This window comes from Halomonas aestuarii, from assembly GCF_001886615.1.
GTDB lineage: Bacteria > Pseudomonadota > Gammaproteobacteria > Pseudomonadales > Halomonadaceae > Halomonas > Halomonas aestuarii.
On sequence record NZ_CP018139.1, the window covers coordinates 1,084,705 to 1,109,231 of the forward strand.

Annotated in this window: 22 protein-coding genes; 13 read left to right on the forward strand and 9 right to left on the reverse strand. The window is 69.0% G+C overall.

The features are described from left to right. Positions 1–56: 56 nt before the first annotated feature. Both BOX17_RS04900 and BOX17_RS04905 read right to left on the reverse strand, forming a co-directional pair. Positions 57–1,295: an ABC transporter substrate-binding protein gene (locus BOX17_RS04900; protein ID WP_071942330.1), complete on the reverse strand. Its 1,239-nt coding sequence runs from the start codon at positions 1,293–1,295 to the stop codon at positions 57–59. 196 nt (positions 1,296–1,491) lie between these two features. Further along, positions 1,492–2,991, reverse strand: coding sequence for a CoA-acylating methylmalonate-semialdehyde dehydrogenase (locus tag BOX17_RS04905; protein ID WP_071942331.1), 1,500 nt, complete (start codon positions 2,989–2,991; stop codon positions 1,492–1,494). Positions 2,992–3,283: 292 nt separating this feature from the next. Here BOX17_RS04905 and BOX17_RS04910 point away from each other — a divergent pair, with 292 nt between their 5' ends. The 3 genes from BOX17_RS04910 to BOX17_RS04920 all read left to right on the forward strand — a co-directional run bounded on the left by BOX17_RS04910 (position 3,284) and on the right by BOX17_RS04920 (position 7,368). Further along, complete coding sequence (locus tag BOX17_RS04910) at positions 3,284–4,243, forward strand: LysR family transcriptional regulator (RefSeq protein WP_071942332.1); 960 nt, start codon at positions 3,284–3,286, stop codon at positions 4,241–4,243. A 236-nt stretch (positions 4,244–4,479) separates the two neighbouring features. Next, entirely contained in the window at positions 4,480–6,645 is a 2,166-nt protein-coding gene (gene katG, locus BOX17_RS04915) for a catalase/peroxidase HPI (protein ID WP_071942333.1), read from the forward strand. Positions 6,646–6,975: 330 nt separating this feature from the next. Beyond that, entirely contained in the window at positions 6,976–7,368 is a 393-nt protein-coding gene (locus tag BOX17_RS04920) for a cupin domain-containing protein (protein WP_071942334.1), read from the forward strand. Positions 7,369–7,448: 80 nt separating this feature from the next. Here BOX17_RS04920 and BOX17_RS04925 read toward each other — a convergent pair whose 3' ends face one another. Together BOX17_RS04925 and BOX17_RS04930 are read right to left on the reverse strand one after the other, a co-directional pair. Beyond that, positions 7,449–8,948: a protein adenylyltransferase SelO gene (locus tag BOX17_RS04925; protein ID WP_071942335.1), complete on the reverse strand. Its 1,500-nt coding sequence runs from the start codon at positions 8,946–8,948 to the stop codon at positions 7,449–7,451. Between the two features lie 109 nt (positions 8,949–9,057). Then, positions 9,058–9,924 carry a LysR substrate-binding domain-containing protein gene (locus tag BOX17_RS04930; protein WP_071946655.1) on the reverse strand — a complete coding sequence of 289 codons (867 nt, stop codon included), beginning with the start codon at positions 9,922–9,924 and terminating at the stop codon, positions 9,058–9,060. Positions 9,925–10,029: 105 nt separating this feature from the next. Between BOX17_RS04930 and BOX17_RS04935 the strand changes: the two genes are divergently transcribed. Together BOX17_RS04935 and BOX17_RS04940 are read left to right on the forward strand one after the other, a co-directional pair. After that, entirely contained in the window at positions 10,030–11,022 is a 993-nt protein-coding gene (locus tag BOX17_RS04935; RefSeq protein WP_071942336.1) for a DMT family transporter, read from the forward strand. A gap of 192 nt (positions 11,023–11,214) precedes the next feature. After that, a complete protein-coding gene (locus BOX17_RS04940) occupies positions 11,215–11,706 on the forward strand; it encodes a methylated-DNA--[protein]-cysteine S-methyltransferase (protein ID WP_071942337.1) in 492 nt (163 codons plus the stop codon). Between the two features lie 37 nt (positions 11,707–11,743). On the opposite strand, the gene BOX17_RS04945 is transcribed toward BOX17_RS04940, so the two are convergent. Further along, positions 11,744–12,418: a GntR family transcriptional regulator gene (locus BOX17_RS04945; protein ID WP_071946657.1), complete on the reverse strand. Its 675-nt coding sequence runs from the start codon at positions 12,416–12,418 to the stop codon at positions 11,744–11,746. Positions 12,419–12,637: 219 nt separating this feature from the next. Between BOX17_RS04945 and BOX17_RS04950 the strand changes: the two genes are divergently transcribed. The 8 genes from BOX17_RS04950 to BOX17_RS04985 all read left to right on the forward strand — a co-directional run bounded on the left by BOX17_RS04950 (position 12,638) and on the right by BOX17_RS04985 (position 20,888). Beyond that, entirely contained in the window at positions 12,638–13,636 is a 999-nt protein-coding gene (locus BOX17_RS04950) for a TRAP transporter substrate-binding protein (RefSeq protein WP_071942338.1), read from the forward strand. A gap of 91 nt (positions 13,637–13,727) precedes the next feature. Then, entirely contained in the window at positions 13,728–14,249 is a 522-nt protein-coding gene (locus BOX17_RS04955; RefSeq protein ID WP_071942339.1) for a TRAP transporter small permease subunit, read from the forward strand. Beyond that, complete coding sequence (locus BOX17_RS04960) at positions 14,250–15,578, forward strand: TRAP transporter large permease (protein WP_071942340.1); 1,329 nt, start codon at positions 14,250–14,252, stop codon at positions 15,576–15,578. 27 nt (positions 15,579–15,605) lie between these two features. Beyond that, positions 15,606–16,979, forward strand: a complete 1,374-nt coding sequence (locus BOX17_RS04965; protein WP_071942341.1) for a malonyl-CoA decarboxylase — start codon at positions 15,606–15,608, stop codon at positions 16,977–16,979. Further along, positions 16,976–18,493 (forward strand): malonate--CoA ligase, encoded by a 1,518-nt coding sequence (locus BOX17_RS04970; protein WP_071942342.1) that lies wholly within the window; start codon positions 16,976–16,978, stop codon positions 18,491–18,493. The genes BOX17_RS04965 and BOX17_RS04970 overlap by 4 nt, the downstream gene beginning before the upstream one ends. 8 nt (positions 18,494–18,501) lie before the next feature. Continuing rightward, entirely contained in the window at positions 18,502–19,104 is a 603-nt protein-coding gene (locus BOX17_RS04975; protein WP_071942343.1) for a 2-hydroxychromene-2-carboxylate isomerase, read from the forward strand. An 84-nt stretch (positions 19,105–19,188) separates the two neighbouring features. Next, positions 19,189–19,938: a haloacid dehalogenase type II gene (locus BOX17_RS04980; protein ID WP_071942344.1), complete on the forward strand. Its 750-nt coding sequence runs from the start codon at positions 19,189–19,191 to the stop codon at positions 19,936–19,938. Beyond that, entirely contained in the window at positions 19,935–20,888 is a 954-nt protein-coding gene (locus BOX17_RS04985) for a D-2-hydroxyacid dehydrogenase family protein (RefSeq protein WP_071942345.1), read from the forward strand. Before BOX17_RS04980 ends, BOX17_RS04985 begins: the two co-directional genes overlap by 4 nt. A 27-nt stretch (positions 20,889–20,915) precedes the next feature. Here the strand turns inward: BOX17_RS04985 and BOX17_RS04990 are convergent, their stop codons facing one another. From BOX17_RS04990 to BOX17_RS16735, 4 genes are all read right to left on the reverse strand, one after another. After that, a complete protein-coding gene (locus BOX17_RS04990; RefSeq protein ID WP_071942346.1) occupies positions 20,916–21,566 on the reverse strand; it encodes a flavin reductase family protein in 651 nt (216 codons plus the stop codon). Positions 21,567–21,795: 229 nt separating this feature from the next. Beyond that, a complete protein-coding gene (locus BOX17_RS04995) occupies positions 21,796–22,824 on the reverse strand; it encodes a M14 family metallopeptidase (protein WP_071942347.1) in 1,029 nt (342 codons plus the stop codon). Then, complete coding sequence (locus tag BOX17_RS05000) at positions 22,825–24,315, reverse strand: glutamate-cysteine ligase family protein (RefSeq protein WP_071942348.1); 1,491 nt, start codon at positions 24,313–24,315, stop codon at positions 22,825–22,827. A 76-nt stretch (positions 24,316–24,391) separates the two neighbouring features. Then, complete coding sequence (locus BOX17_RS16735; protein WP_425268704.1) at positions 24,392–24,517, reverse strand: hypothetical protein; 126 nt, start codon at positions 24,515–24,517, stop codon at positions 24,392–24,394. Positions 24,518–24,527 lie beyond the last annotated feature (10 nt).

Here is a 24,527-nt window from a genome sequence, read left to right on the forward strand (position 1 = left end):
GTGGGTCAGTCAGTCAGGCAGGCCGGCCGCCCGGGATGGGCGGCCGGCGGGAGGCGTCAGAGCGAGCAGCCCGTCTCCGACACGTCCGGGGTCACCAGGTCGCCGTCGAAGGTCTTCATCGGGTCGAGCATGCGCACGCCGTAGTCTTCGCTGAGCGCGGCGGTCTGTCCCCAGGTCGGGCCGACCACGGCCTGGTGGTCACCCGCGCGGAAGGTGAGCTCGCCGTTGGGCGCCTGGAAGGTCAGGCCGGAGAGCGCATCCGTGATCGCCTCGGGGTCGGTGGAGCCGGCCTTCTCGATGGCCGCCTTGTAGGCCTGGATGCCGGTGTAGGCGCCCTGGGCGTTGTAGCTCGGCGGCTTGCCGTAGCGATCCATGTAGGCGGAGACGAAGGCGTTGTTGACCTCGTTGTCATGGGCCGCGAACCAGTAGCGCGTGCCGACCCAGATCCCCTCGGGCATGTCGGTGCCCAGCGCCGACATCACCTCGGTGGCGCCGCCCAGGGTCATCAGCACCTCGAAGTCCTGGTCGAAGAAGCCGAGGTTGTTGGCCTGGCGGATGAAGTTGACCAGGTCACCGCCCCACAGCGAGATCAGCACGCCATCGGGCTCGGCGTCCATGACGTTGTTGATGAAGGGCGTGAAGTCCTCGTTGCCGAAGCGCGGGAAGGCCGTGCGCTCCATCAGCTCCACCTCGGGATCGAGCTCCTGGAGGTAGTTGCCGAAGAATTCCCAGGACTGGTGGCCGAAGGCGTAGTCCGGCCCGATGGTCGTCCAGCGCTTGGCGCCGGTCTGCTCGGCGATCTCGGCGGCCGCCTTGGTGTTCTGGCTGATGTTGACGCTCAGCCGGTAGGTGTAGCGGTTGCAGAGCTTGCCGGTGACGTCCGGGGTGGCGGCGTGGGTGATGATGAAGGGCCGCTGCAGTTCCGGCACCACCGGGACGACGCCCGTGGCCACGCCGGAGCTGTCCAGGCCCATCAGGGCATGCACCTGCTCGGAGTAGACCAGCTTGCGGGCGGCCTGGATGGCGGCATCGGCCTTGATCTGGCTGTCCTCCAGCACGAACTCGACGTCGCGGCCGAGGATGCCGCCCGACTCGTTGATCTCGTCCACGGCGAGCTGCATGCCCTGCTGGGCGAACTGGCCGTAGACCGAGGGGGAACCGGACATGATGTAGATGGCGCCGATGCGGACCGGGTCCTCGGCCTGTGCGCTGGTTGCCGCGCCGAGACCGAGCGCCAGGCACACGGCGGTGCACAGCGTCCGTAACGGGGGAATGGTGCGTGTATGATTCGGCATGCTCTCCACCTCTTGTCTTGTCGTTGTCGGGTCGATTGAGCTCGCCGCCCGGGAGGCGGCGGTCCCTCCATTTAGGGTCGGGGCCGTGAGACTGTCAATCGGCCAGCCCCGCCGCCTCTCAACGCACCTGAGCCCAACGAGAGCGGCCCCGCCTCTCTCGAGACGGGGCCGCCGGTGCTCGCGGGGCGAATCGTGATCAGCTCAGCGAGATGGTGCTGTTGATGCCGCTGGAGACGTTCTCCGGCTCGAACCAGCGCGCGGTGACGGTCTTGGTCTGGGTCCAGAAGGCGATGGCCTGCTTGCCGTTGGGGCCCAGGTCACCCAGCTTGGAACCGCGCGAGCCGGTGAAGCTGAAGTAGGCGACCGGCACCGGGATCGGCACGTTGATGCCCACCTGGCCGACGTCGATGTCGCTCTCGAAGCGACGCGCCACCCAGCCGGAGTTGGTGAAGATCGAGGTGCCGTTGCCGTTGGGGTTGGCGTTGATGAAGGCGATCGCCTCGTCCAGGGTCTCGACGCTCAGCACGCAGAGCACCGGGCCGAAGACCTCCTCGCGGTAGATGGTCATCTCCGGGGTCACGTCGCTGAACAGGGTCGGGCCGACGAAGTTGCCGTTCGGGTAGCCCTCGACCTGGCAGCCGCGGCCGTCGACCAGCAGCTTGGCGCCCTCCTGCTCGCCGGTGGCGATCAGGCGTTCCACCCGCTCCTTGGCCTGCGGGGAGACCAGCGGGCCGAGGTCGGCGTCCTGCTGGGTGCCGGGGCCGACCTTCATGTTGCGGGCGCCCTCGACGATATCGTCCAGCCACTCGCGGGCCTCGCCCACCAGCACCACCACGGAGTTGGCCATGCAGCGCTGGCCGGCGGCGCCGAAGGCGGAACCCAGCAGGTTGTTGATGGCCTGGCTGCGGTTGGCGTCCGGCATTACCACGCAGTGGTTCTTGGCCCCCATCATCGCCTGCATGCGCTTGCCGGCAGCGGCGGCGCGGTTGTAGAGCAGCGAGCCGACGTGGGTGGAGCCGATGAAGGAGAGCGCCTTGATGTCGGCGTGGTCGGCGATCTGGTTGGCCACGTCCGGACCACCGTGCACGACGTTCAGCACACCGGCCGGCACCCCCGCCTCGTGGGCCAGCTCGACCAGGCGCATGGTAGAGCTCGGGTCCTGCTCGGAAGGCTTGAGCACGAAGGTGTTACCGGTGGCGATGGCCAGCGGGAACATGAAGCAGGGCAGCATGATCGGGAAGTTGAAGGCGGTGATGCCGGCGCCCACGCCCAGCGGCTGGTTGAGGGTGTAGACGTCCACCTCGCTGGCGGCGTTCTCGGCCAGCTCGCCCAGCTGCAGGGAGGTGATCGAGCAGGCGTGCTCCACCACTTCCAGGCCGCGGCCCACCTCGCCGACGGCGTCCGGCAGGGTCTTGCCGTGCTCCTCGCTGATCAGCGCGGCCAGCTCGTCGGTGTTATCGCGGATCAGCGCCTGGAGCTTGAGCATGATGCGCATGCGCTTGCCCAGCGGCACCTTGCGCCAGGTCTTGAAGGCCTCCTTGGCGCTGGCCACGGCCTGCTCGACCTCCTCGGCGGTGCAGAACGGCACCCGGGCGACCACTTCCTGGGTAGCCGGGTTGACCACGTCGCGCCACTCCTGGCTCTGGGACTGGACGGGCTTGCCGTCGATGTACATGGGGGTTTCGCGAAGGCTCATGGTGGCGTGCTCCTCTGTGGCTCGTGCGGCCTGATTGTTGGTGATGTCGCGGTTGGAGATGTCGCGGCTGGAAACGTCAGTGTGGATGATGTCTCGGCCGGGAGTGACCCGCCCACGTCGACATCGGCGATGAATCGTCGTGGCAGGCCGGCAAGACATTAGACTTTATGTGTATGATTACACGAAGCGTGATGTTGTCGAGTCTATACAGACGTCGGATGGCGTGACAACGGGCACTCAGGCACATTGCTTGTGCATTTACGCACAACGAGCCACCGCGGGAGACGCCCCCATGCTGGACTGGCAGGACATCCAGATCTTCCTGGAAGTGGCGCGCAGCGAAAGGCTCACCGACGCCGCCCGGCGCCTGGGGCTGGACCACTCTACCCTGTCGCGGCGCACCCGGCGCTTCGAGCAGGCGCTCAACACCCAGCTGTTCGAGCGCAGCACCCACGGCTACCACCTCACCGAGGCCGGCCAGCAGCTGCTCGCCCATGCCGAGGAGATGGCCCGCCACGCCTTCGAGGCGGGCGAGAGCCTCACCGACAAGAACCACCAGATCAGCGGCCAGATCCGCCTGGGCGTGACCGAGGGCTTCGGCACCTGGGTGATCGCCCCGCTGCTCTCGGCCTTCTGCGAACGCCACCCGGGCGTGACCCTGGACCTGCTCGCCCTGCCCCGGGTGGTCAACCTGAGCCGCCACGAGGCGGACCTCGCCATCACCGTGGAGCGCCCGGTGAGCCCCGGGCTCGTGATCTCGCGCCTGTGCGACTACCGGCTGCGCCTCTACGGCAGCCGTGAGTATCTCGCCCGCCACGGCACCCCGGCCCGGCTGCCCGAGCTGAGCGATCACCGGCTGGTGGGCTACGTCGACGACCTGATCTTCAGCGAGCAGCTCAGCTACCTGGAGCCCCTGCTCGACCCCTCGGTGGTGGGCCACCCAGGGCCGCACTTCGCCATGCGCAGCACCAGCGTGACCACCCAGCATGCCGCCTGCCTGCAGGGCGCGGGACTCGCCGTGCTGCCCTGCTTCATGGCCAGCACCTCGGACGCCCTGGTGAACGTGCTGGATGACGACGTGGAGATCGTGCGCCAGTTCTGGATCACCGCCCGCCAGGAACAGCGCCGCCTGGCCAGGGTGCGCCTGCTCTGGGACTTCCTGCGCGAGGCCCTGGAGGCCAACCGCGCCTTCCTGATGGGCGAGACCCGGACGCTGGTGATCCCCGACCTCCCCGCCGCTCCGTCGGCATGAGGTCATGTGTGCGACTCTGCATGCACGATTACCGATATGAAATAACTATCGGCACGGTCGGAAAAGGCACTTGGCCCCCCTCAAGAGTCGCGGCCTAGTGTAGGAAGAAAGAGGAGGCCAGGCATATAGGCCTTCCCGACGATGCCGTTGGAAGATCACACTGTCCTCGAGGGCATACGTCGTCTATCTATACGGAACAGTTCCCACAATGCAGCCACGATCGGACGGAGAATGACATGGATGAGCAACAAGCAGGCAAGTGCCCGGTGATGCACGGTTCCAACACCCAGGAGAAAGCGGACGTGGTCGCCTGGTGGCCGGAATCCCTGAACCTGGACATCCTCCACCAGCACGATCGCAAGACCAACCCGATGGGCGAGGACTTCGACTATCGCGAGGAGGTCAAGAAGCTCGATTACGCCGCCCTCGAGAAGGACATGCACGCGCTGATGACCAACAGCCAGGACTGGTGGCCTGCCGACTGGGGACATTACGGCGGCCTGATGATCCGCATGGCCTGGCACGCGGCGGGCACCTACCGCCTGGCCGACGGTCGTGGCGGCGCCGGCACCGGCAACCAGCGTTTCGCTCCGCTGAACTCCTGGCCGGACAACGGCAACCTCGACAAGGCCCGCCGCCTGCTGTGGCCGATCAAGAAGAAGTACGGCAACAAGGTCAGCTGGGCCGACCTGTTCATCCTGGCCGGCAACGTCGCCTACGAATCCATGGGCTTCAAGACCTTCGGCTTCTCCTACGGTCGCGAAGACATCTGGCACCCGGAGAAGGACATCTACTGGGGGGCCGAGAAGGAGTGGCTGGCGCCGTCCGACAGCCGCTACGAGGACGTCGACAAGCCCGACACCATGGAAAACCCGCTAGCCGCGGTCCAGATGGGCCTGATCTACGTGAACCCGGAAGGGGTGAACGGTAACTCGGACCCGCTCAAGACGGCCGAGCAGGTGCGCGTGACCTTCGCCCGCATGGCGATGGACGACGAGGAAACCGCCGCCCTGACCGCCGGTGGCCACACCGTGGGCAAGACCCACGGCAACGGCGATGCCGAGGCCCTCGGGCCAGAGCCGGAAGGCGCCGACGTCGAGAACCAGGGCTTCGGCTGGATGAACCCCCACATGGGAGGCAAGGCCGCCAACGCCATCACCTCCGGCCTTGAAGGGGCCTGGACCACCAACCCGACCCAGTTCGATATGGGCTACTTCGACCTGCTGTTCGGGTACGAGTGGGAGCTTAAGAAGAGCCCGGCCGGCGCGAACCAGTGGGAGCCGGTCGACATCAAGGAAGAGCACAAGCCGATCGATGCGACCGACCCGTCCAAGCGCCATAACCCGATCATGACCGACGCCGACATGGCGATGAAGGTGGACCCGAAGTACCGGGCGATCTGCGAGAAGTTCATGGCGGATCCGGACTACTTCAAGGACTGCTTCGCCCGTGCCTGGTTCAAGCTGACGCACCGCGACATGGGGCCGAAGTCCCGCTACATCGGCCCGGACGTCCCGGCCGAGGACCTGATCTGGCAGGACCCGATTCCCCAGGGCGAGACCAACTACATCGAGGAGGTCGTCAAGGAGAAGATCGCCGAGGCCGGCCTCTCGCTGAACGAACTGGTCTCCACCGCCTGGGACAGCGCCCGCACCTTCCGCGGCTCCGACATGCGCGGCGGCGCCAACGGGGCCCGCATCCGCCTGGCACCGCAGAAGCACTGGGAAGGCAACGAGCCGGATCGCCTGGCCAAGGTGCTCAAGGTGTACGAGCAGATCTCTGCCGACACGGGGGCGAGCATCGCCGACGTCATCGTGCTGGGGGGCAACCTCGGCGTCGAGATGGCGGCGAAGGCGGCCGGCCACGACGTCCATGTCCCCTTCCTGAAGGGCCGTGGCGACGCCACCGAGGCGATGACGGATGCCGAATCCTTCGAGCCGCTGGAGCCGCTGTCGGATGGCTTCCGCAACTGGCAGAAGAAGGATTACGTGGTCAAGCCGGAGGAGATGCTGCTGGATCGCGCCCAACTGATGGGCCTGACGGCACCTGAAATGACCGTGCTGCTGGGCGGCATGCGGGTGCTGGGCACCAACCATGGCGGCACCCAGCATGGCGTGTTCACGGATCGCGTCGGCCAGCTGACCAACGACTTCTTCGTGAACCTGACCGACATGGGCAACCGTTGGGAGCCCACCGGCAAGAACTCGTACAACATCGTGGATCGCAAGAGCGGCAACACCAGGTTCACCGCGACCCGTGTCGACCTGGTCTTCGGTTCCAACTCCATCCTGCGTGCCTACGCCGAGCTGTACGCCCAGGACGACAACGAGGAGAAGTTCGTCAACGACTTCGTGGCCGCCTGGACCAAGGTCATGAACGCCGACCGCTTCGACGTGGAGTGAGGCCCTGTCCCGGGTCCGCCGAGGCGGCGGACCCGGGATCCCGCACAACGTCGATGACGCACAAGGCCGCGCCAGCCCACCCGGGCGGCGCGGCCTCTTTCGTGAGCACCTCGGCCCCCGCCCCGCCTTGACCACCTCACCGGACGGGTCTATGCCAAGGAAAGGCGACAGACGGCTGTCGCCCCGGCATGCAGGCCGGGCCCAGGACGGATTCGCGACATGGCCGGATGGGGCTCTCGCCCCGCCGTACAGACCCCATCCGCTCCATGGCCTGGATGCATTCCGCTCATCCACCACACCCTACCGTCATCCGGACGGGGGGAGGCCATCATGAACCTGCACATCCCTACCGCCTGTGCCGCGACATTCGTCGTGGCGCTGGGCGTCCCCGTGCTGGCGGCCGGGGATTCCACCCCGCTGCTCAAGACCGAGCTCCAGGGCGTCGACGGCATGGAGGTCAATATCGTGAACTTCGAGGTCGGCTCCGACTGGGTCACCGACCGCCACATCCACCCGGGACACCTGTTCGTCTACGTGACCGAGGGCACGCTGGAGGTCGCGGTCGAGGGGCAGGAGCCTCGCACCATCTCGGCGGGCGAGGTCTTCCATGAGAGGCCCGACCAGCCGATGGTCGGGCGCAGTGTCAGCGCCGAGGGGGCCAAGTTCACGGTCTTCCAGATCGGACCGACCGGCGAGCCCATCATGGTGTCTCGACCGGAGTGACGCCTCGCCATTCATGACCGCGGCGTACCCTCCGCGACGGCCGACATCGTCGGCCGTCGTTTCGTGGGAACAGGGAGGGATCAGGTCCCGCAGAAGGTGCGGAAGACCGCCTCGGTGGCCGGAGCCGGCATGGCATAGGCCTCGCGACCGGGCTGCGCCTCGAAGGGACGCGCCAGCACCTCGCGCAGGGCCTCGAAGGGGGCGAAATCGCCCTCGGCCGCGGCGGCCAGGGCCTCCTCCACCTTGTGGTTGCGCGGGATATAGAGCGGGTTGACCGAACGCAGCCGTGTGGCGATCGCCGCCGGGTCGGCCGCCTCCCGGGCCAGCCGTTCGCGCCAGCGAGTCAGCCAGGCCTCGATGGCCTCGCGGGACTCGAAGAGCCCCAGCAGCGCAGCCTCGCCTTCACCCTCGCCCGCGCCGGACTCGACGGCATCGGCCAGGGTGCGGAAGGACAGGGTGAAGTCGGCGCGCCCCGCCTGCAGGGCCTCGAGGAAGGTTTCCACCAGCTCGCGGTCACCCTCCTCTGCCTGCTCGAGGCCCAGCTTTTCGCGCATCACCGCCAGCCACTCGGCCTCGTACCGGTCGGGATAGGCCTTGATCAGCGCCGTGGCGCGCTCAACGGCGCGATCCGAATCGTCGTCGATCAGCGGGATCAGGGTCTCGGCGAAGCGCGCCAGGTTCCACTGGGCGATCCAGGGCTGGTTGCGGTAGGCGTACCGGCCACCCTCGTCGATGGAGCTGAACACCTGCTCGGGATCGTAGGCCTCCATGAAGGCACAGGGCCCGTAGTCGATGGTCTCGCCGGCGACCGAGGTGTTGTCGGTGTTCATCACGCCATGGATGAAGCCCAGCCCCATCCAGCCGGCCACGAGCCGGGCCTGGCGCGCCAGGACGGCCTCCGCCAGCGCCAGGTAGCGCGTCTCCGGGGGCAGCGCGGCGAGGTCCGGATAGTGCCGCTCGATGGCCAGGTCCGCGAGGATGCGCACGGCCTCCTCGTCGCCGCGGGCGGAGAAGTACTGGAAGGTGCCCACGCGCAGGTGGCTCGAGGCCACCCGGGTCAGCACGGCGCCGGGCTCGGGCACCCGGCGAAAGACGCGCTCGCCGGTGGTCACCGCGGCCAGGGCGCGGGTGGTGGGAATCCCCAGGGTGTGCATCGCCTCGCTGACCAGGTACTCGCGCAGCACCGGGCCGAGGGGCGCCCGCCCGTCGGCGCCGCGTGAGAAGGGCGTGCAGCCGGCGCCCTTGAGCTGGATATCGCGCAATCGGCCCTCGCGGTCGGTCACCTCGCCCAGCAGCACCGCCCGGCCATCGCCCAGGCGCGGGTTGAAGTGGCCGAACTGGTGGCCGGCATAGGCCTGGGCCAGCGGTTCGGCACCTTCCGGCACGGCATTGCCGGCGAACGCCTCGGCGGCCTGCCCCTCATCGAGGGCCTCGTCGAAGGCGGCCAGGTCGAAGCCCAGCGACTCGGCCAGCGGCCGGTTGAAGGCCACCAGCTTCGGGGCCTTCACCGGCACGGGGTCGAAGGGGGTATAGAAGCGTTCCGGCAGGCGGGCGTAGCGCAGGGTGAACTCGGGAAACATGGCGACTCCGATCGGCGGCTGCAGCGCGACAGCAAGAGATGAATACCCGAGTATATCGCTCGGGATTGCGCTTATCGACCCGTGACGGGGCCAGCGACCGGCCCGGGGCTCACCCCGCCCCGAGGGCGAGCTGCTCGCGGATCAGCTCGGCCAGCCGCCGGGCCGGCTCGGTGGGCCGCCGGGCGGCGCGGTGCAGCGCCAGCTCCACGGCCGGCAGCGGGGGCAGGCCGCTCGACTCGTCGAGGGCGCGCAGCTGGGGCGTGAGCATGCTGCGGGTCACCACCACGATGGCCAGGCCCGCCTGCACCACCGGCCCCAGGCCGGCCATGGACTGGCTGGTGTAGGCCACCCGCCAGTCGCGGCCCGCGGCGGCCAGTGCCTGCTCCGCCACCTCACGGAACAGGTCGGCCCCGGGCGAGTAGAGCGCCAGCGGCAGCGGGTCGGTGAGCGAGGGCTGGTGCTGCAGCCCCACCGCCCAGGCCAGCGGCTCGCGGCGGATCATCTCGCCGCCCGGCGAACGGCGCTGGCGGGTCACCAGCGCCAGGTCCAGCTCGTCGGCGCGCACCCGCTCCATGAGATTGGCACTGGTGCCGCAGGTCACCTGCAGGCGCACCTCGGGATAGAGCTGGTGAAACCAGGAGAACACCGAGGTGAGCAGGCTGGCGTAGTCCTCGGGAATTCCCAGGTTCAGCTCCCCGGTGACCGGGCGCGTGCGCATGTCGGCGAGCGCCTCGTCGTTGAGCGCCAGCAGGCGGCGGGCATGGCCCAGCAGTCGCTCGCCCTCGGCGGTGAAGCGCAGCCGACGCCCTTCCCGCTCGTGGAGGGCCACGTCCAGCGCGCTCTCCAGGCGCTGCAGCTGCATGCTGACGGTGGACTGGGTGTAGGCCAGGCGCCGCGCCGCGGCGGTTACGCTGCCGGTATCGGCAACCGCCACCAGGGTCCGCAGCAGGCCGAGGTCGAGGGTCGGGGCACGCATGAACATCACCATCCTTGATGGGAAGCATCAATAAGGATTGATTATGTGATGATTGTGGACCGGATAGCATGCCGTCGTCACCCACCAGGCAAGGAGGTCACGACCATGCTGGGCCATACGTTACCCGTCACCCGTTTTCCCTGGCACGGTGCCGGCGCCGCCGGCCTCGCCGTGGTGCTCTGGGCACTGGTGCCCCTGCTGGTGAATGCCGCCGGGGAGCTGCCGCCGCTGCGCCTCTCGGCCCTGGCGCTGCTGGCCGGGGCACTCGGCACCCTGCCCATGGCGCGCCGCAGGCATCGGCGCGAGTCGACAGGCAGCCGGGAGCATGGCGAAGGCGTGCGTAGCCTCGTGGTGAAGGGCTTGGTGGTGAAGGGCCTGGTGGCGAAGGGCATGGCGGTGCAGGACATGGTGCTCAAGGGCCTAGTGATGAAGGACCTGGCGGTGCATGCCGGGGGAGCGCTGCTGGTGGCCGGGGCGGTGGGCGCCTGCTTCGCCGCCTTCGACAGGGTCCCGACCGCCGAGGCGGCCCTGATCACCTACACCTGGCCGGTGATCTTCCTGCTGGCGAACCGTTGGCTGGTGCTGCGGCGCCTGCCGCTGGCCACCCTGGGCGGCGCCCTGCTGGCCTTCTCGGGGGCCGCCCTGCTGGTGGTGCCCCAGGCGCTGTCGGGAGGCATCTCCGGGGCCTGGGCCGGCTACCTGCTGGCGTTCGGGGCGGCGCTGTGCTGGGCGCTCTTCTCGCTGGCCAGCCAGGTCTCGGACTATCGCCTCGGCGAGCGCATGCCACACCTGCTGCTGAGCGCCAGCGTGATGACCGGCGTCGCGAGCCTGGTGCTGGAGGGGGTGAGCGCGCTGCCCTCGCCGCCGGTCATGATGGCCTGCGCGGCCCTGGGCCTGGGACCCTACGGCATCGCCATGCTCGCCTGGGACCGCGCCCTGGGCGACCCCCAGGCACATCGCCTCGGCAACCTGGCCCACGCCGTGCCGGTGCTGGCCACGCTCTTCCTGGTGATGGCCGGGGTCACCGCACCCGACTGGCGGCTGCCGCTCGCCGCCTGCCTGGTGCTGTGGGGAAGCCTCACGGCCTCGGCGCGCTGACGCCTCCGAGCCTCGTCCAAGAGTGACCCCGGGGTGGTGAGAAGTGGCGTGAGATAGCCGATGGAGGTTGACGCCGGGGGGCGCCATTCGGGATAGACTGAAGGAAGGAGGCGAGGCCGGGTACGCTTCGCCGACTGGTGCGCTGCCGGGGAAGGCAGCGCCGCCCACCCCCGCCACCCTGGAGCCAAGACGATGAGCACCGAGGCACTCGACTACTACCGGCCGCCCCGCTCCGACGCCCTGGGCCTGATCCGCGTTCGCGCCAACGACGCCGGACTCACCGAGATCGACTTCGTCGACCGCGAGGACGAGGCCCCCCGGCCCAACCCGCTGACGACGCGTGCCATCGCCCAGCTTGCCGAGTACTTCGACGGGCGCCGCCATACCTTCGACCTGCCGCTGGCGGCCGAGGGCACCGACTTCCAGCAGCGGGTATGGTCGGCACTGGCCACCATCCCGTTCGCCGAGACGCGCAACTACGCCGAGATCGCCGAGCAGCTCCACTGCAGGGGCGGCCAGCGTGCCGTGGGCGCCGCCAATGGCCGCAACCCGCTGGCCATCGTGGTGCCCTGCCACCGGGTGATCGGCAGCGACGGGAGCCTGACCGGCTATGCCGGCGGCATCGGCCGCAAGCAGTGGCTGCTCGCCTTCGAGGCGGGCGAGGTCCCGCTGGAACTCACCTGAGCTGTACCGGCCAGCACCCGCGAGGAGGCCGGCCTGCTCAGTCGACCTCGGGCTGGCAGGCCTCGAAGCGCCGCACGCTGGAGACGAAGTCGCTGAAGCGTTCACCCTGGATAAGCACGTGCTCGCGCATGAGCCGCTCCGCCGCGTCGGCGTCACCGCCCTCGATGGCGTCGAGGATCTCGTGGTGCTCGGCCAGGGAGCGATCCATGCGCTTGCGGACCTGCAGCTGCAGGCGGCGATAGGGCTTCAGGCGCTGCTTGAGCTGGCGAGCCTCGTCGGCCAGGAAGCCGTTGTGGCTGGCCAAGTAGATGGCGTGATGGAAGCTCTCGTTCTCGTAGTAGTACTCGTCGGTGTCGCCGGCCCTGGCCGCCGCCTCGCAGCGCTCCATCGCCGCGCGCAGGTCGGTGAGCTCCTGCTCGGAGATGCGCCGCGCGGCCAGGCGCCCGCACATGCCCTCCAGCTCTGCCATCACCTCGAACATCTCGATCAGCTGGTCCAGGCCCACCCGGGACACGAAGGTGCCCTTCTTGGGCACCACCGTCACGAGACCACTGGCCACCAGTTGCTGGATGGCCTCCCGCACCGGCGTGCGGGACACATCGAATTCCCGGCACAGGGCCTCGGAGTCGAGTCGCTCGCCAGGCGTGCGTCGCCCGTTGATGATGTCGTCTTCCAGCGAGTCTCGGAGTCGCTGGGCGTTGGATCGCTTGATGTTCACGGATTCTCCCCCTGCCGATCTGGCGCGCCTCGACGATGGCACGTCGGGCTCCCTACCCCACCTTTGTCTAACTCCAGAAAATTGACACTGGTATGCCCTGAGGGCTATTGAAGTATACATCAGCATAGCTGATGGATTCTTCACAACAACTACACGACATCATTTCACAACAACACCATTTCACAACAACAAGAGTTCCAGGAGATGCCAGACATGAATGCCAAGCTCACCCCCGTGGCGGCCGCCGCCGCGCTGACCCTCGCCTTCGCCTCCTCCGCCAGCGCCGAGACCGTGCTGCGCGCCTCCCACCAGTTTCCGGGCGGCCAGGGTGACGTGCGCGACGAGATGGTCCAGATGATCGCCAAGGAGGTCGAGGCCGCCGACGTCGACCTCAAGATCCAGGTCTATCCCGGGCAGTCGCTGTTCAAGGCCAAGGAGCAGTGGGGCGCCCTGGTGCGGGGCCGCCTCGACATGACTTCCCTGCCGCTCGACTACGCCAGCGGTCGCCACCCGGAGTTCTCGGCCACCCTGATGCCGGGCCTGGTGCGCAACCACGAGCGCGCCCAGCGCCTCAACGACTCCGAGTTCATGGGCATGATCAAGGAGGTCATCAACGACGCCGGCGCCCGCGTACTGGCCGATGCCTGGCTGGCCGGCGGCTTCGCCTCCGACATTCGCTGCATCACCTCGCCGGACACCGTCGAGGGGCAGACCATGCGCGCCGCCGGTCCGGCCTTCGACGAGATGCTGGCCACCGCCGGGGCCTCGATCACCTCGATGCCCTCTTCCGATATCTACACCGCGATGCAGACCGGGGTGCTCGACGGGGCCAACACCTCCTCCGGCTCCTTCGTCTCCTACCGCATCTATGAGCAGGTCAGCTGCCTGACCGCCCCCGGCGAGAACGCCCTGTGGTTCATGTACGAGCCGATCCTGATCTCCGAGCAGAGCTGGGAAGGCCTCACCGAGGAACAGCAGCAGGCCCTGACCGCGGCCGGCGAGAAGGCCGAGGCCTACTTCGCCAAGGAAGCCGCGGCGCTCGACCAGAAGATGGTCGACGTGTTCGAGGAGAACGGCGTCGAGGTGGTGCAGATGTCGCCGGAGGACTACCAGGCCTGGCTGGATATCGCCAAGGAGAGCTCCTACAAGACCTTCGCCGAGAACGTCCCCAACGGGCAGGCACTGATCGACGCGGCCCTGGCCGTCGAGTGAGCGGGCCCCTGGGCCGGCTGAGCGAGCCGGCCCTTCCTTCCACGGCCGCCCCGACGGGGGCGGCCTTCCCCTCCTCGACACCGGAACACGCATGATGGACACACAACGCCACACGATCGCGCCCAGGCGTGGCGTGATCGGCCTCTACATACGCCTGATGGACGGCATCTCGTGCGCCACCGCCGTCTTCGCCGGCGCCCTGCTGCTGGGGGGCGTGCTGGTCGTCTGCCACATGATCTTCATGCGCTACGTGCTCGGCGAGAGCACCATCTGGCAGACCGAGTTCGCCGTCTTCTCCATCACCGGCGCCATGCTGCTCGGCGCCCCCTACGTACTGCTGACCGGCGGCCACGTGGCCGTGACGGTGCTGCCCGACGCCCTGGGCGGCCTGGCCCGGCGGATAATGAACCTCGTCGCCTCGCTGGTGGGCCTGGCGTTCTGCGTGGCCCTGGCCTACGCCGCCTGGCTCTATGTGCTGGAGGCCCTGCACGGGGGCTGGACCACCGGCACGGTGTGGAACCCGCCCCTCTGGCCGGCCTTGCTGCCCATGGCCGTGGGCATCAGCCTGCTGTCCCTGCAGTACGTTGCAGAAATCCTACGCGGAGAGACCTGAATGGACCCGGTAACCAGCGGAATCCTCATCGTCGTGGCGCTGTTCGTGCTGATGGCCATCGGTACCCCGATCGCCTTCGCCCTGGGTGGCGTCTCCCTGGCCGCGCTGATGCTCAACCAGGGCATGAGCGAGCTGACCTATTTCGGCGAGACCTTCTTCGGCAGCCTCGCCTCCTTCGGCTTCGTCGCCATCCCCATGTTCATCCTGATGGGCGCCGCCGTGGCCTCCTCGCCGACCGGCCGCGACCTCTATCGCTCGCTGGACCTGTGGCTCGGCAGGGTCCCGGGGGGGCTCGCCATCTCCAACATCGGCGCCTGCTCGATCTTCGCCGCCCTCTCGGGCTCCTCGCCGGCCACCAGCGCGGCGATCGGCAAGCTCGGCATTCCCGAGATGCGCAAGCGCGGCTATCCCGACGGCGTGGCCGCGGGCTGCATCGCCGCGGGCGGCACCCTGGGCATCCTGATCCCGCCCTCGGTCACCATGATCGTCTACGGCATCTCCACCGAGACCTCCATCGGCCGACTGTTCATCGCCGGCGCCGTGCCCGGGCTGATGCTCGCGGTGCTGTTCATGATCTGGACGCTGATCGCCTGCAAGCTGGCCGGCGGCTACGGGACCCCGAGCCCGTTGACCGCGGCGGCGAACCAGGTGAAGGAGAACGTCGAGGGCAACATGAAGGCCCTGGTGCGCGTGCTGCCCTTCCTGGTGGTGGTCACTGGCATCCTCTTCGCCCTCTACGGCGGGGTCGCCACGCCCTCCGAGGCGGCGGGTGCCGGCGCCTTCCTGTGCCTGGCGCTGGCCATCGTGGTCTACCGCATGTGGCAGGTGAAGCCGCTCAAGGTGGTCTTCCGCGACGCCCTGCGCGAGAGCGTGATGATCATGCTGATCATCGCCTGCGCGGAGATCTTCGCCTATGCGCTCTCCTCGCTGTTCATCACCCAGACCGTGGCCGGCGCCATCGCCGACCTGGAGGTCAACCGCTGGGTGCTGATGGGCATCATCAACCTCTTCCTGCTGGTGGCCGGCTTCTTCCTGCCCCCGGTGGCGGTGATCGTGATGACCGCGCCGATCCTGTTGCCGATCATCCTGGCGGCCAACTTCGACCCCTACTGGTTCGCGGTGGTGCTGACCATCAACCTGGAGATCGGCCTGATCACGCCACCGGTGGGCCTGAACCTGTTCATCATCAAGGGGATCGCCCCGGACATCGCCCTGAAGGACATCCTGCTCGGCAGCCTCCCCTATGCGCTGTGCATGGTGCTCGGCATCGTGCTGCTGTGCCTCTTCCCGGGCATCGCCACCTGGCTGCCCGACCTGATCATGAACTGACGGGCGATCGACACGGAGCAAGACGTCATGAACATCAGCTTTCTGCAGGAGCTCTTCAGCAACATCACCCGGCGTGATGCCCTGCTCCGGCGGCGGACGAGGGGGCGGACTCCCTACGTCCACACCCAGCTGCTCGAGGCCTGCCGGGCCCTGCTGCAGAGCGACGGCGAGGCCTCCAGCATCGCCATGGCGAGCCGCGCCCTGGACATCTACGCCGGGCTCGACGCCACAGAAAAGAAGCGCTTCTTCGAGCGCCTGACCGTGGAATTCTCCGCCGACCCGGCGGCGGTGGACGAGGCCTACGCCGCCTATCGCGAGAGTCGCGACAACCGGGACCTGCAGGTGCTCTTCGATGCCTGCGAGCCCAGCCGCCAGGAGCTGCTGCGTCGACTCAACCTGACCAGCGGCGGCACCCACGAGCTGGTGCACATGCGCGAGGACCTGCTCGAGCTGCTGCGCGAGTCGCCGGAACTGCGGGCGCTGGATGCCGACTTCGCGCACCTCTTCGGCTCCTGGTTCAACCGCGGCTTCCTGGTGCTCAAGCGCATGGACTGGAACACCCCCGCGGCGATCCTCGAGAAGCTCATCCGCTACGAGGCGGTGCACGAGATCCACGACTGGAACGACCTGCGCCGTCGCCTGGACGACCGGGACCGCCGCTGCTTCGCCTTCTTCCACCCGGCCATCGGCGACGAGCCACTGATCTTCGTGGAGGTGGCGCTGCACAAGGGGCTGCCGGATCAGATCCAGGCGATCCTCGACCCCGCCACCTACGACATCGAGGACCCGGAGGCCGCGGATACCGCCGCCTTCTTCGGCATCAGCAACTGCCAGACCGGCCTGCGCGGCATCTCCTTCGGCAACTTCCTGATCAAGCAGGTCGTCCAGGAGCTTAAGCAGGAGCTGCCGGACCTGAAGCACTTCGTGACGCTGTCGCCGGTGCCCGGCTTCCGCGCCTGGCTGGAGGCCACCCACCTCAAGGCCGACGGCGACAAGCCGAGCCGCCTGGACGCCGAGTCACGGGCCCTGCTCGAGGAACTCGACGACCCGGAGTGGCCGAAGGACAAGGAGCGCTCGGAACGCCTTCGCGACCTGATCCGGCCGCTCGCCGCGCGCTACCTGCTCGAGGAGAAGAACGCCAAGGGTCTGCCGCTCAACCCGGTGGCCCGCTTCCACCTCGGCAACGGCGCCGAGCTGCACCGCCTCAACTGGCTGGGCGACGTCTCGCCCAAGGGCATGCAGCAGTCCGCCGGCCTGATGGTCAACTACCTCTACGTCCTCGACGACATCGAACGCAACCACGAGCAATACACCACCAGCGGCACGATTGCCCACTCCTCGGCCGTGCGTGACCTGAACCGCCGTGCCCGCAAGCTGCTCAAGGGAGAACCCGCCAAATGAACCAGAACCTCTTCGACACCTTCGCCCGACGCATGCGCGAGCGCGGCGATGCCGACTTCATCACCACCCGCCAGGGCAAGGGCTACCGCCATGCCGAGGCCCTCGCCGCCACCGAGCGCCTGGCCGGCGCACTGACGGCGCTGGGCGTGACGCCGGGCGACCGGGTCGCCGTGCAGGTCGACAAGAGCCCCGAGACGATCCTGCTCTACCTGGCCACCCTGCGAGTCGGCGGGGTCTACCTGCCGCTCAACACCGGCTACACGGGCGACGAGATCCACTACTTCCTCGCCGATGCCGAGCCTGCGCTGTTCGTCTGCCGCCCGGAGGATGTCGACAAGGCCCGCAGCATCGCCGCCGACACCGGCTGCCCGCAGGTCGCGACCCTCGGCGTCCAGGCCGACGGCAGCCTGATGGAGGAGGCCGAGCGCGCCACCCCGCGTGACGACATCGTCGAGCGCGACGCCAACGACCTGGCGGCGATCCTCTACACCTCGGGCACCACCGGACGCTCCAAGGGCGCCATGCTCACCCACCGCAACCTGGGCTCCAACGCCGCCACCCTGGTCGAGGCCTGGCAGTTCAGCGAGCAGGACCGGCTGATCCATGCCCTGCCGATCTTCCACACCCACGGGCTCTTCGTGGCCTGCAACGTCACCCTGATGGCCGGCTCCAGCATGCTGTTCCTGCCGAAGTTCGATGCCGACGTGATCTTCGAGGAGATGCCCCGCGGCACGGTGCTGATGGGCGTGCCGACCTTCTACACCCGTCTCGTCCAGGACCCGCGCCTGACCCCGGACGTGACCGCCAACATGCGCCTGTTCGTCTCCGGCTCGGCCCCGCTGACCGCCGAGACCCACCAGGAGTTCGAGGCGAAGACCGGCCATGCCATCCTCGAGCGCTACGGCATGACCGAGACCAACATGAACCTCTCCAACCCCTACGACGGCGAGCGCCGCGCCGGCACCGTGGGCATGCCGCTGCCCGGCGTGGAATATCGCATCACCGACCGCGAGACCGGCGAGCCGGTGCCCGAGGGCGAGATCGGCATGCTGCAGATCCGCGGCCCCAACGTCTTCGTCGGCTACTGGCGCATGCCCGAGAAGACCCGCGAGGAGCTGCTCGAGGATGGCTTCTTCATCACCGGCGACCTGGCGATGGTCGACGAGCGCGGCTACGTGCATATCGTCGGCCGCGACAAGGACCTGGTGATCTCGGGGGGCTACAACGTCTATCCCAAGGAGGTCGAGCAGGTCATCGACGAGCTCGAGGGCGTCCACGAGTCCGCGGTGATCGGCCTGCAGCATCCGGACTTCGGCGAGGGCGTCACCGCCGTGGTGGTTCCGGAGCCGGGGGCGACGCTCAGCGAGCAGCAGGTGCTCGACTTCCTGCAGGGGCAGCTCGCGAAGTTCAAGCAGCCCAAGCGGGTCTTCTTCGCCGACAGCCTGCCGCGCAACACCATGGGCAAGGTGCAGAAGAACCAGCTGCGCGACAAGTACCAGGACACCTACCGCTGAGAACCCCCATGACCAAGACGATCCGCTACTACTACACCCACGTCTCGCCGTGGAGCTACCTCGGCCATGAGCGCCTGGGCGACATCGCCGCCCGCCATGGCGCCGTCATCGACTACGTGCCGGTCAGCATGGGCACGATCTTCCCCCGGACCGGAGGGCTGCCGCTGGCCAAGCGCGCGCCCGAGCGCCAGGCCTACCGCCTGGCGGAGCTCAGGCGCTGGCCGTCGCGGCTCGGTATCCCCCTCAACGTGGAGCCGGCGTACTTTCCCACCGATGATCGCCCGTCGGCCCGGCTGGCCCTGGCGGCCAAGGCCCGGGGCCACGACATCGCCGGCCTGTCGCTGGCCATGATGCGGGCCTGCTGGGTGGAGGAGCGCGACATCGGCGACCTCGAGACGCTGCGCGAGATCGCCGACGCCTGCGGGCTGGAGGGCCGGGCGCTGCTCGACGATGCGCAGAGCGATGCCGGGCGCCAGCGCCTCGAGGACGCCGGCCAGGCGGCCCTGGCCGACGGCTGCTTCGGGGCGCCCTGGTACGTGGTCGACGGCGAGCCGTTCTGGGGGCAGGATCGCCTGGACCTGGTCGAGGCCGCCGTCGGTCGACGAGACTGAGGGACGCGGTCCCGGGCCGGCGCCGCCGCCCCGGGCCCCTCCTCGATACCGGTTCGTCCCTCCGCTCACCCCAGGAGATCCCCGATGCCCCACCCCCCTTCCGACCTGGCCGAGGTCAGGGCCCTGGCCTTCGATGTCTTCGGCACCGTGGTCGACTGGCGCAGCAGCGTGATCCGCGAGGGCGAGGCGCTGGGCGCCGCGCGCGGCCTCGCGGTGGACTGGGCCGCCTTTGCCGATGCCTGGCGGGCCGGCTACGCCCCGGCCATGAACCGGGTGCGCCACGGCGAGCTGCCCTGGACCCGGCTCGACGACCTGCACCGCATGACCCTGGACAACCTGCTGGAACGCTTCGGCATCGCCGAGGCCCTGGACGAGGCGGACCGGGCGCACTTCAACCGCGTCTGGCACCGGCTCGATCCCTGGCCGGACAGCGTGAACGGGCTGACCCGGCTGCGCCGGGGGTACATCCTCACCACCCTCTCCAACGGCAACGTCTCGCTGCTGGTCAACATGGCGAAGCGCGCCGGCCTGCCCTGGGACTGCGTGCTCTCCGCGGAGCTCGCCGGCCACTACAAGCGCGACCCCGAGGCCTACCGCATGGTCACGCGGCTGCTCGACCTGCCGCCCAAGCGGATCATGATGGTCGCCGCCCACCAGGACGACCTGCAGGCGGCCCACCGCGAGGGCTTCCGTACCGCCTTCGTGAAGCGCCCCCTGGAGCATGGCCCCGATGCCACGCCGGACCTCTCCGTCGATCCCTGCTTCGACCGGGTGGCCGAGGACTTCCATGACCTGGCCGACCAGCTTGGCCTCCCCGAGGGCCCCCGCCCATGAAGATCGTGATCCCCGACGACTACCAGGACGCCGTGCGCCACCTCGACGTCTTCGAGCGGCTGGCCGGCCACGACGTCACGGTGCTCCACGACACCCTCACCGAGCTCGACGCCCTGGCCGAGCGCCTGGCCGGCGCCGAGGCGCTGGTGCTGATCCGCGAGCGCACGGCGATCACCGCCGAGCTGCTCGACCGCCTGCCGAGCCTACGGGCGATCAGCCAGACCGGCGGCGGCGTGGCCCACGTCGACCTCGAGGCGTGTCGTCGCCGGGGGATCACGGTGATGGCCGGCACCGGCTCGCCCCACGCGGCGGCCGAGCTGACATGGGGCCTGGTGCTCGCCGCCGTGCGCCACCTCCCCGAGGAGATGGCCAACCTGCGGGCCGGGCGCTGGCAGCGCACCCTGGGCACCGGCCTCAAGGGCCGCACCCTGGGCATCTTCGGCTACGGCCGGATCGGCGCGCTGATGGCCCGCTACGCCCGGGCCTTCGAGATGGAGGTGCTGGTCTGGGGGCGCGAGGGAAGTCGCGAGCGCGCCGCCGCGGACGGGCTTGCCTTCGCCGAGAGCCAGGAGGCGCTGTTCGAGCAGAGCGACGTGCTGAGCCTGCACCTGCGCCTCAGCGACGAGACCCGCGGCATCGTCACCGCGGATCACCTGGCGTGCATGAAGCCGAGCGCCGTGCTGGTCAACACCGCCCGCGCCCCGCTCATCGCGCCCGGGGCCCTGGAAGCGGCGCTGCGGGAAGGACGGCCGGGACAGGCCGCGGTGGATGTCTTCGAGGAGGAGCCGGTCGTGACCCATCCGCTGCTCGAGCTGCCCAACCTGCTGGCCACGCCGCACCTGGGGTACGTGGAGAAGGACAGCTACGAGCTCTATTTCGGCGACGCCTTCGACAACCTGACGGCCTTCGCCGAAGGCCGGCCCGTCACCAACCTCGCCGAGGCCGGCTGACCCGCCGGCCCCTTTCCGGTTCGGGACTCAGCGGCCGCCGTCCTTCTGGCTCATGGCACTGCCCGAGGCCGGACGCTCCACCACGAAGAGGTCGGTGGTGCGGGCATAGTCGTTGCCGGCCATGCGCCCGATGGGCCTGAGGCCCTCGCGGTCGACGTGGCGCCCGTTCCAGATGGCGTCGTCGACGTGGATCGACACCACCTCGGCGAGCACCAGGTTGCCGGCCAGGGGCTGGTCGCCGAAGCGGATGATCTCGCGCAGGCGACAGCCGAAGGCCACCGGCGCCCCCGCGACCCGCGGCACCGACACCCCCGGCATCGCGGCCTTCTCCAGCCCCGCATGGGTGAACTCGTCCTCGAGGGGCCCGAGGCCCTCACTGGTGGCGTTCATCTCCGCCACCAGCCCCTCGCCACTGATGTGCACCACGCACTCCGCCACCTCGTCCAGGTTGCGGATGGTGTCCTTGGCCTTGGCGTCGCCGTCGAGCAGCGGCGAGAAGCCCAGCACCGGCGGGTTGACGCTCACCACATTGAAGAACGAGAACGGCGCCAGGTTGTCGTTGCCCTCGGCGTCCCGGGTCGAGACCCAGGCGATGGGGCGCGGGCAGATGCTGCCCGAGAAGAGACGGTAGATCTTGCCGGGGCTCAGGCCGCCCTCGTCCAGCAGGTAGTCGCTCATGGAGATCTCTCCGGTCGCAGATGAAGATGCTTCGATGGTAACCGCTCGGCCGGCCATCGCCGAGCCCCGTGGCCCGGTACCAGTCCGCGTAGGGCGTATCCTCTACCTTGACCCGGGCGTAGTCCTGCGCCCCGTCCTTCCACCACACCGGCCCGCGCTCACCGAGCGCCCGCTTGGCTTCATCGACCCGATCGCGGGCCTCGCATTCCGCCTGAGGTGGCCACCTCGCCTACGCCAGGGGTACCGCATAGAAGAGGCAATCGCTGCGGGCGATCTCGCTGTTGGTGGTGGCCATGAAGATGCGCAGCGGGCGGCGAGCATGGAGCCGTCCCTTCCGCACGCAGAACAGCTCCCCGACATGCTCCCGGCCATCCCCGTCCCGCGCCTGCAGGCAGGCCAGGCCGTGGTGTCCCAGCCAGCCGAGGGGCGCGGCCGGGGAGGTCACGCCACGGTTGTGCTCGTCGATACGCGCCCAGAGCGTTACATCCACGTCGGGACGGGGCGAGCGGTCGTAGGCGACACTGGCGCCGGGTCGCAGCTCCACCCGTAGCGGATGAACCAGCACCTCGAGCCCAGGGGCGGAGGGCAGGGCCGTCAGGTCCGGACACTCGGCGAGCAGCCGATAGAGGCCGTCGGCCACGTCACGGGCGGCGGGTTGCAGGGCTCCGCCGCACTCGAGGGTGAAGACGGGACAGCCCGCCAGTCGCGGCACCGTGAGCGGCAGCTCCATGAGGCTGCCCAGCCGCAGGTCGGTGACGATCAACTGCTCGCAGAAACGACCGGTCAGGGCCTCGACGACAGGGTGGCGATGGGTGGCCACGGCGAACGCGGGCCCGTTGCCGGAGGTGTTGTGGAGGTCGATGACGCATTCCGGCGCCCAGGACTCCAAGTCCTGGATGATGGACCGGGCTAGCTCCCCGGCCGGTCCCGCGAAGGGGGGCTGGAAACAGCGATTGAGATCCCTGTCGTCCGGGGTATGGCGATGGGTAAAGGCCGGATGCGAAAGCGCCCCCCGGACGTTGGCCAGCAACACCGCCAGCCGGGTACGAGGCCGCGGGCGTTCCACCAACCAGCGGTGCAGCGCCAAGGTGCCGGAGGGTTCGTTGCCGTGCAGCAGGGTGGTGACCACCCGGCAGCGCCGGTCATCCTCACCCTCGAGCATCAGCCAGACGGGCCCGCCGAGGGTCTGGAGCCAGGCCTCGACCTCGCGATGGTCGACCGGTGGGTCGGTGATGACCGGCAGCGACAGTCCTTTCATTCACTCCTCCTGCGGCCAGCGCGCCACCGGTCGGTTGGTGGCCGCCGCGGCACGGTAGGCGTCGAGCAGTCGATGACAGGCCTTGTCGCGGGAGAGACCCCGCCCTTCGAGATGCGCCAGCATCCGACGCTGCCAGCGGGCACCGCTGGTCCGAGCCTGGAGGCGCTCGGCGATCACCCCGAGGTAGCGGTGGCTGTCGGCATCCGCCACGCCCAGGGCGCGCAGACCCCGCTGGGCCTCGGGCAGCAGCCGCTCGAGCAGCGCCACCACCGGCGTTTCCTCCAGGCGGTGGTGCTTGCGATGCGGCCACAGCAGCCGGGCGTCCAGCCCCGACTGGGCGGCGCGATAGAAGTTGTAGTCGGCATAGCGAAACGGCATGGCGCTCAACCACTCGGTGATGTCGTCACGCAGGGCGGCCACCAGCCCCAGCAGCAGAGCCGCGTTGGCCACCATGTCCACGGCGGTCGGCCCCGACGGCAGGGCCCGCATTTCCACCCGCAGGTGGCCGCCGTCGGCGGGGTCGTAGACCGCCCGGTTCCAGGGCCAGATGGTGCCCATGTGCAGACGCAACTCGGCCAGCCCCGGCGCCGTGGTGCCGGGCGGCCGATCCTCGGGGAGGGTGTCGGATGTGAGCGGCAGGATCGGCGGATAAAGGGCCACCGCCTCGGCGAACAGCTCGAAGGCGCCCTCGCGCACCCAGCCCTGGCCGAAGGTCACGCGCGCCGGCTGCTGCCAGCGGTCGGCGCCGCGCATCCGGCAATCCACCGCCTGCTTGAACAGGGCGATGCGGGTCTCGTCCCACAGTCGGCGCTGCAGGAAGAACGGTGAGTTGGCGGAAAGCGCCATCACCAGCGGGGTGACGACCTGAGCGGCGTTGAAGGTCGCGGCGAAGCGTTCGGGGGGAATCCGCAGATGGAGCTGGAAGGAGGTGTTGGCCCCCTCCAGGACCACATGGTCGCTGCTGACCCGCACGCTGTCCTCGCCATGGATCTCGACATCGAAGGGCTCGCCGCGCAGCCGCTTGAGGCCCTGCTCCAGGGCGCGATAGCGCGGCAGGTCACTCATGGCGTGCTCCCCCAGGTCCGTCCTGCGCAGGGTGGGGAGAATGCCGATCGGCACCACGTGGGCCCGGTGAGGCGCCGCGGCCGCCTCGAGCCGCGACAGGGCCTGCAACAGCTGGCGCTCCAGGGCATGTAGCGGGCCGCCCGAGAGCGGCAGCGGCGCCAGGTTGTACTCGATGTTGAAGCGGTTGAGCTCCAGCTGCAGCTGGGGATCGTGCAGGGCGTCGACCAGGGTCTGGTTGAGAGGCGCGACCCGGCCCCGGTCGTCGACGATGTAGGCCTCCAGCTCGGCGCCGATGCTGGGTGCCCCCGCCCCGAAGCCCGGCTGGGCGAGCAGCTCGCGCAGCACCTCGACGCTGTCCCGCAGGCGTTTTCCGAAGCGCCGGAAGTCCGACGCCGCGAAGGTGTCGCGGTCGATGATCGCGCCCATAGCATCCACTCCCCGGAGCGGCCGTGTTTGTCATCAGTCTAGGTAAAGGCGCCGGGGATGGGGCGCCAGAGGCAGATTACAGCGGCAGATGCAGGATCAGACCGCAGCCCTCGAGCATCGCCAGCGCCTCGTCACGCAGCGTGCCGTGGGTATCGGCGATCCCCCCGATCGGGGCGTCGAGCTCGAAACGCTCGGTCTCCATGCGTCAGGCT

What these genes read in the sequence shown, in the direction of transcription:
- BOX17_RS04900 (WP_071942330.1), bottom strand. Translation starts at nt 1,295, where the DNA reads ATGCCGAATCATACACGCACCATTCCCCCGTTACGGACGCTGTGCACC.
- BOX17_RS04905 (WP_071942331.1), bottom strand. Translation starts at nt 2,991, where the DNA reads ATGAGCCTTCGCGAAACCCCCATGTACATCGACGGCAAGCCCGTCCAG.
- BOX17_RS04910 (WP_071942332.1), top strand. Translation starts at nt 3,284, where the DNA reads ATGCTGGACTGGCAGGACATCCAGATCTTCCTGGAAGTGGCGCGCAGC.
- katG (WP_071942333.1), top strand. Translation starts at nt 4,480, where the DNA reads ATGGATGAGCAACAAGCAGGCAAGTGCCCGGTGATGCACGGTTCCAAC.
- BOX17_RS04920 (WP_071942334.1), top strand. Translation starts at nt 6,976, where the DNA reads ATGAACCTGCACATCCCTACCGCCTGTGCCGCGACATTCGTCGTGGCG.
- BOX17_RS04925 (WP_071942335.1), bottom strand. Translation starts at nt 8,948, where the DNA reads ATGTTTCCCGAGTTCACCCTGCGCTACGCCCGCCTGCCGGAACGCTTC.
- BOX17_RS04930 (WP_071946655.1), bottom strand. Translation starts at nt 9,924, where the DNA reads ATGCGTGCCCCGACCCTCGACCTCGGCCTGCTGCGGACCCTGGTGGCG.
- BOX17_RS04935 (WP_071942336.1), top strand. Translation starts at nt 10,030, where the DNA reads ATGCTGGGCCATACGTTACCCGTCACCCGTTTTCCCTGGCACGGTGCC.
- BOX17_RS04940 (WP_071942337.1), top strand. Translation starts at nt 11,215, where the DNA reads ATGAGCACCGAGGCACTCGACTACTACCGGCCGCCCCGCTCCGACGCC.
- BOX17_RS04950 (WP_071942338.1), top strand. Translation starts at nt 12,638, where the DNA reads ATGAATGCCAAGCTCACCCCCGTGGCGGCCGCCGCCGCGCTGACCCTC.
- BOX17_RS04955 (WP_071942339.1), top strand. Translation starts at nt 13,728, where the DNA reads ATGATGGACACACAACGCCACACGATCGCGCCCAGGCGTGGCGTGATC.
- BOX17_RS04960 (WP_071942340.1), top strand. Translation starts at nt 14,250, where the DNA reads ATGGACCCGGTAACCAGCGGAATCCTCATCGTCGTGGCGCTGTTCGTG.
- BOX17_RS04965 (WP_071942341.1), top strand. Translation starts at nt 15,606, where the DNA reads ATGAACATCAGCTTTCTGCAGGAGCTCTTCAGCAACATCACCCGGCGT.
- BOX17_RS04970 (WP_071942342.1), top strand. Translation starts at nt 16,976, where the DNA reads ATGAACCAGAACCTCTTCGACACCTTCGCCCGACGCATGCGCGAGCGC.
- BOX17_RS04975 (WP_071942343.1), top strand. Translation starts at nt 18,502, where the DNA reads ATGACCAAGACGATCCGCTACTACTACACCCACGTCTCGCCGTGGAGC.
- BOX17_RS04980 (WP_071942344.1), top strand. Translation starts at nt 19,189, where the DNA reads ATGCCCCACCCCCCTTCCGACCTGGCCGAGGTCAGGGCCCTGGCCTTC.
- BOX17_RS04985 (WP_071942345.1), top strand. Translation starts at nt 19,935, where the DNA reads ATGAAGATCGTGATCCCCGACGACTACCAGGACGCCGTGCGCCACCTC.
- BOX17_RS04990 (WP_071942346.1), bottom strand. Translation starts at nt 21,566, where the DNA reads ATGAGCGACTACCTGCTGGACGAGGGCGGCCTGAGCCCCGGCAAGATC.
- BOX17_RS04995 (WP_071942347.1), bottom strand. Translation starts at nt 22,824, where the DNA reads ATGAAAGGACTGTCGCTGCCGGTCATCACCGACCCACCGGTCGACCAT.
- BOX17_RS05000 (WP_071942348.1), bottom strand. Translation starts at nt 24,315, where the DNA reads ATGGGCGCGATCATCGACCGCGACACCTTCGCGGCGTCGGACTTCCGG.
- BOX17_RS16735 (WP_425268704.1), bottom strand. Translation starts at nt 24,517, where the DNA reads ATGGAGACCGAGCGTTTCGAGCTCGACGCCCCGATCGGGGGGATCGCC.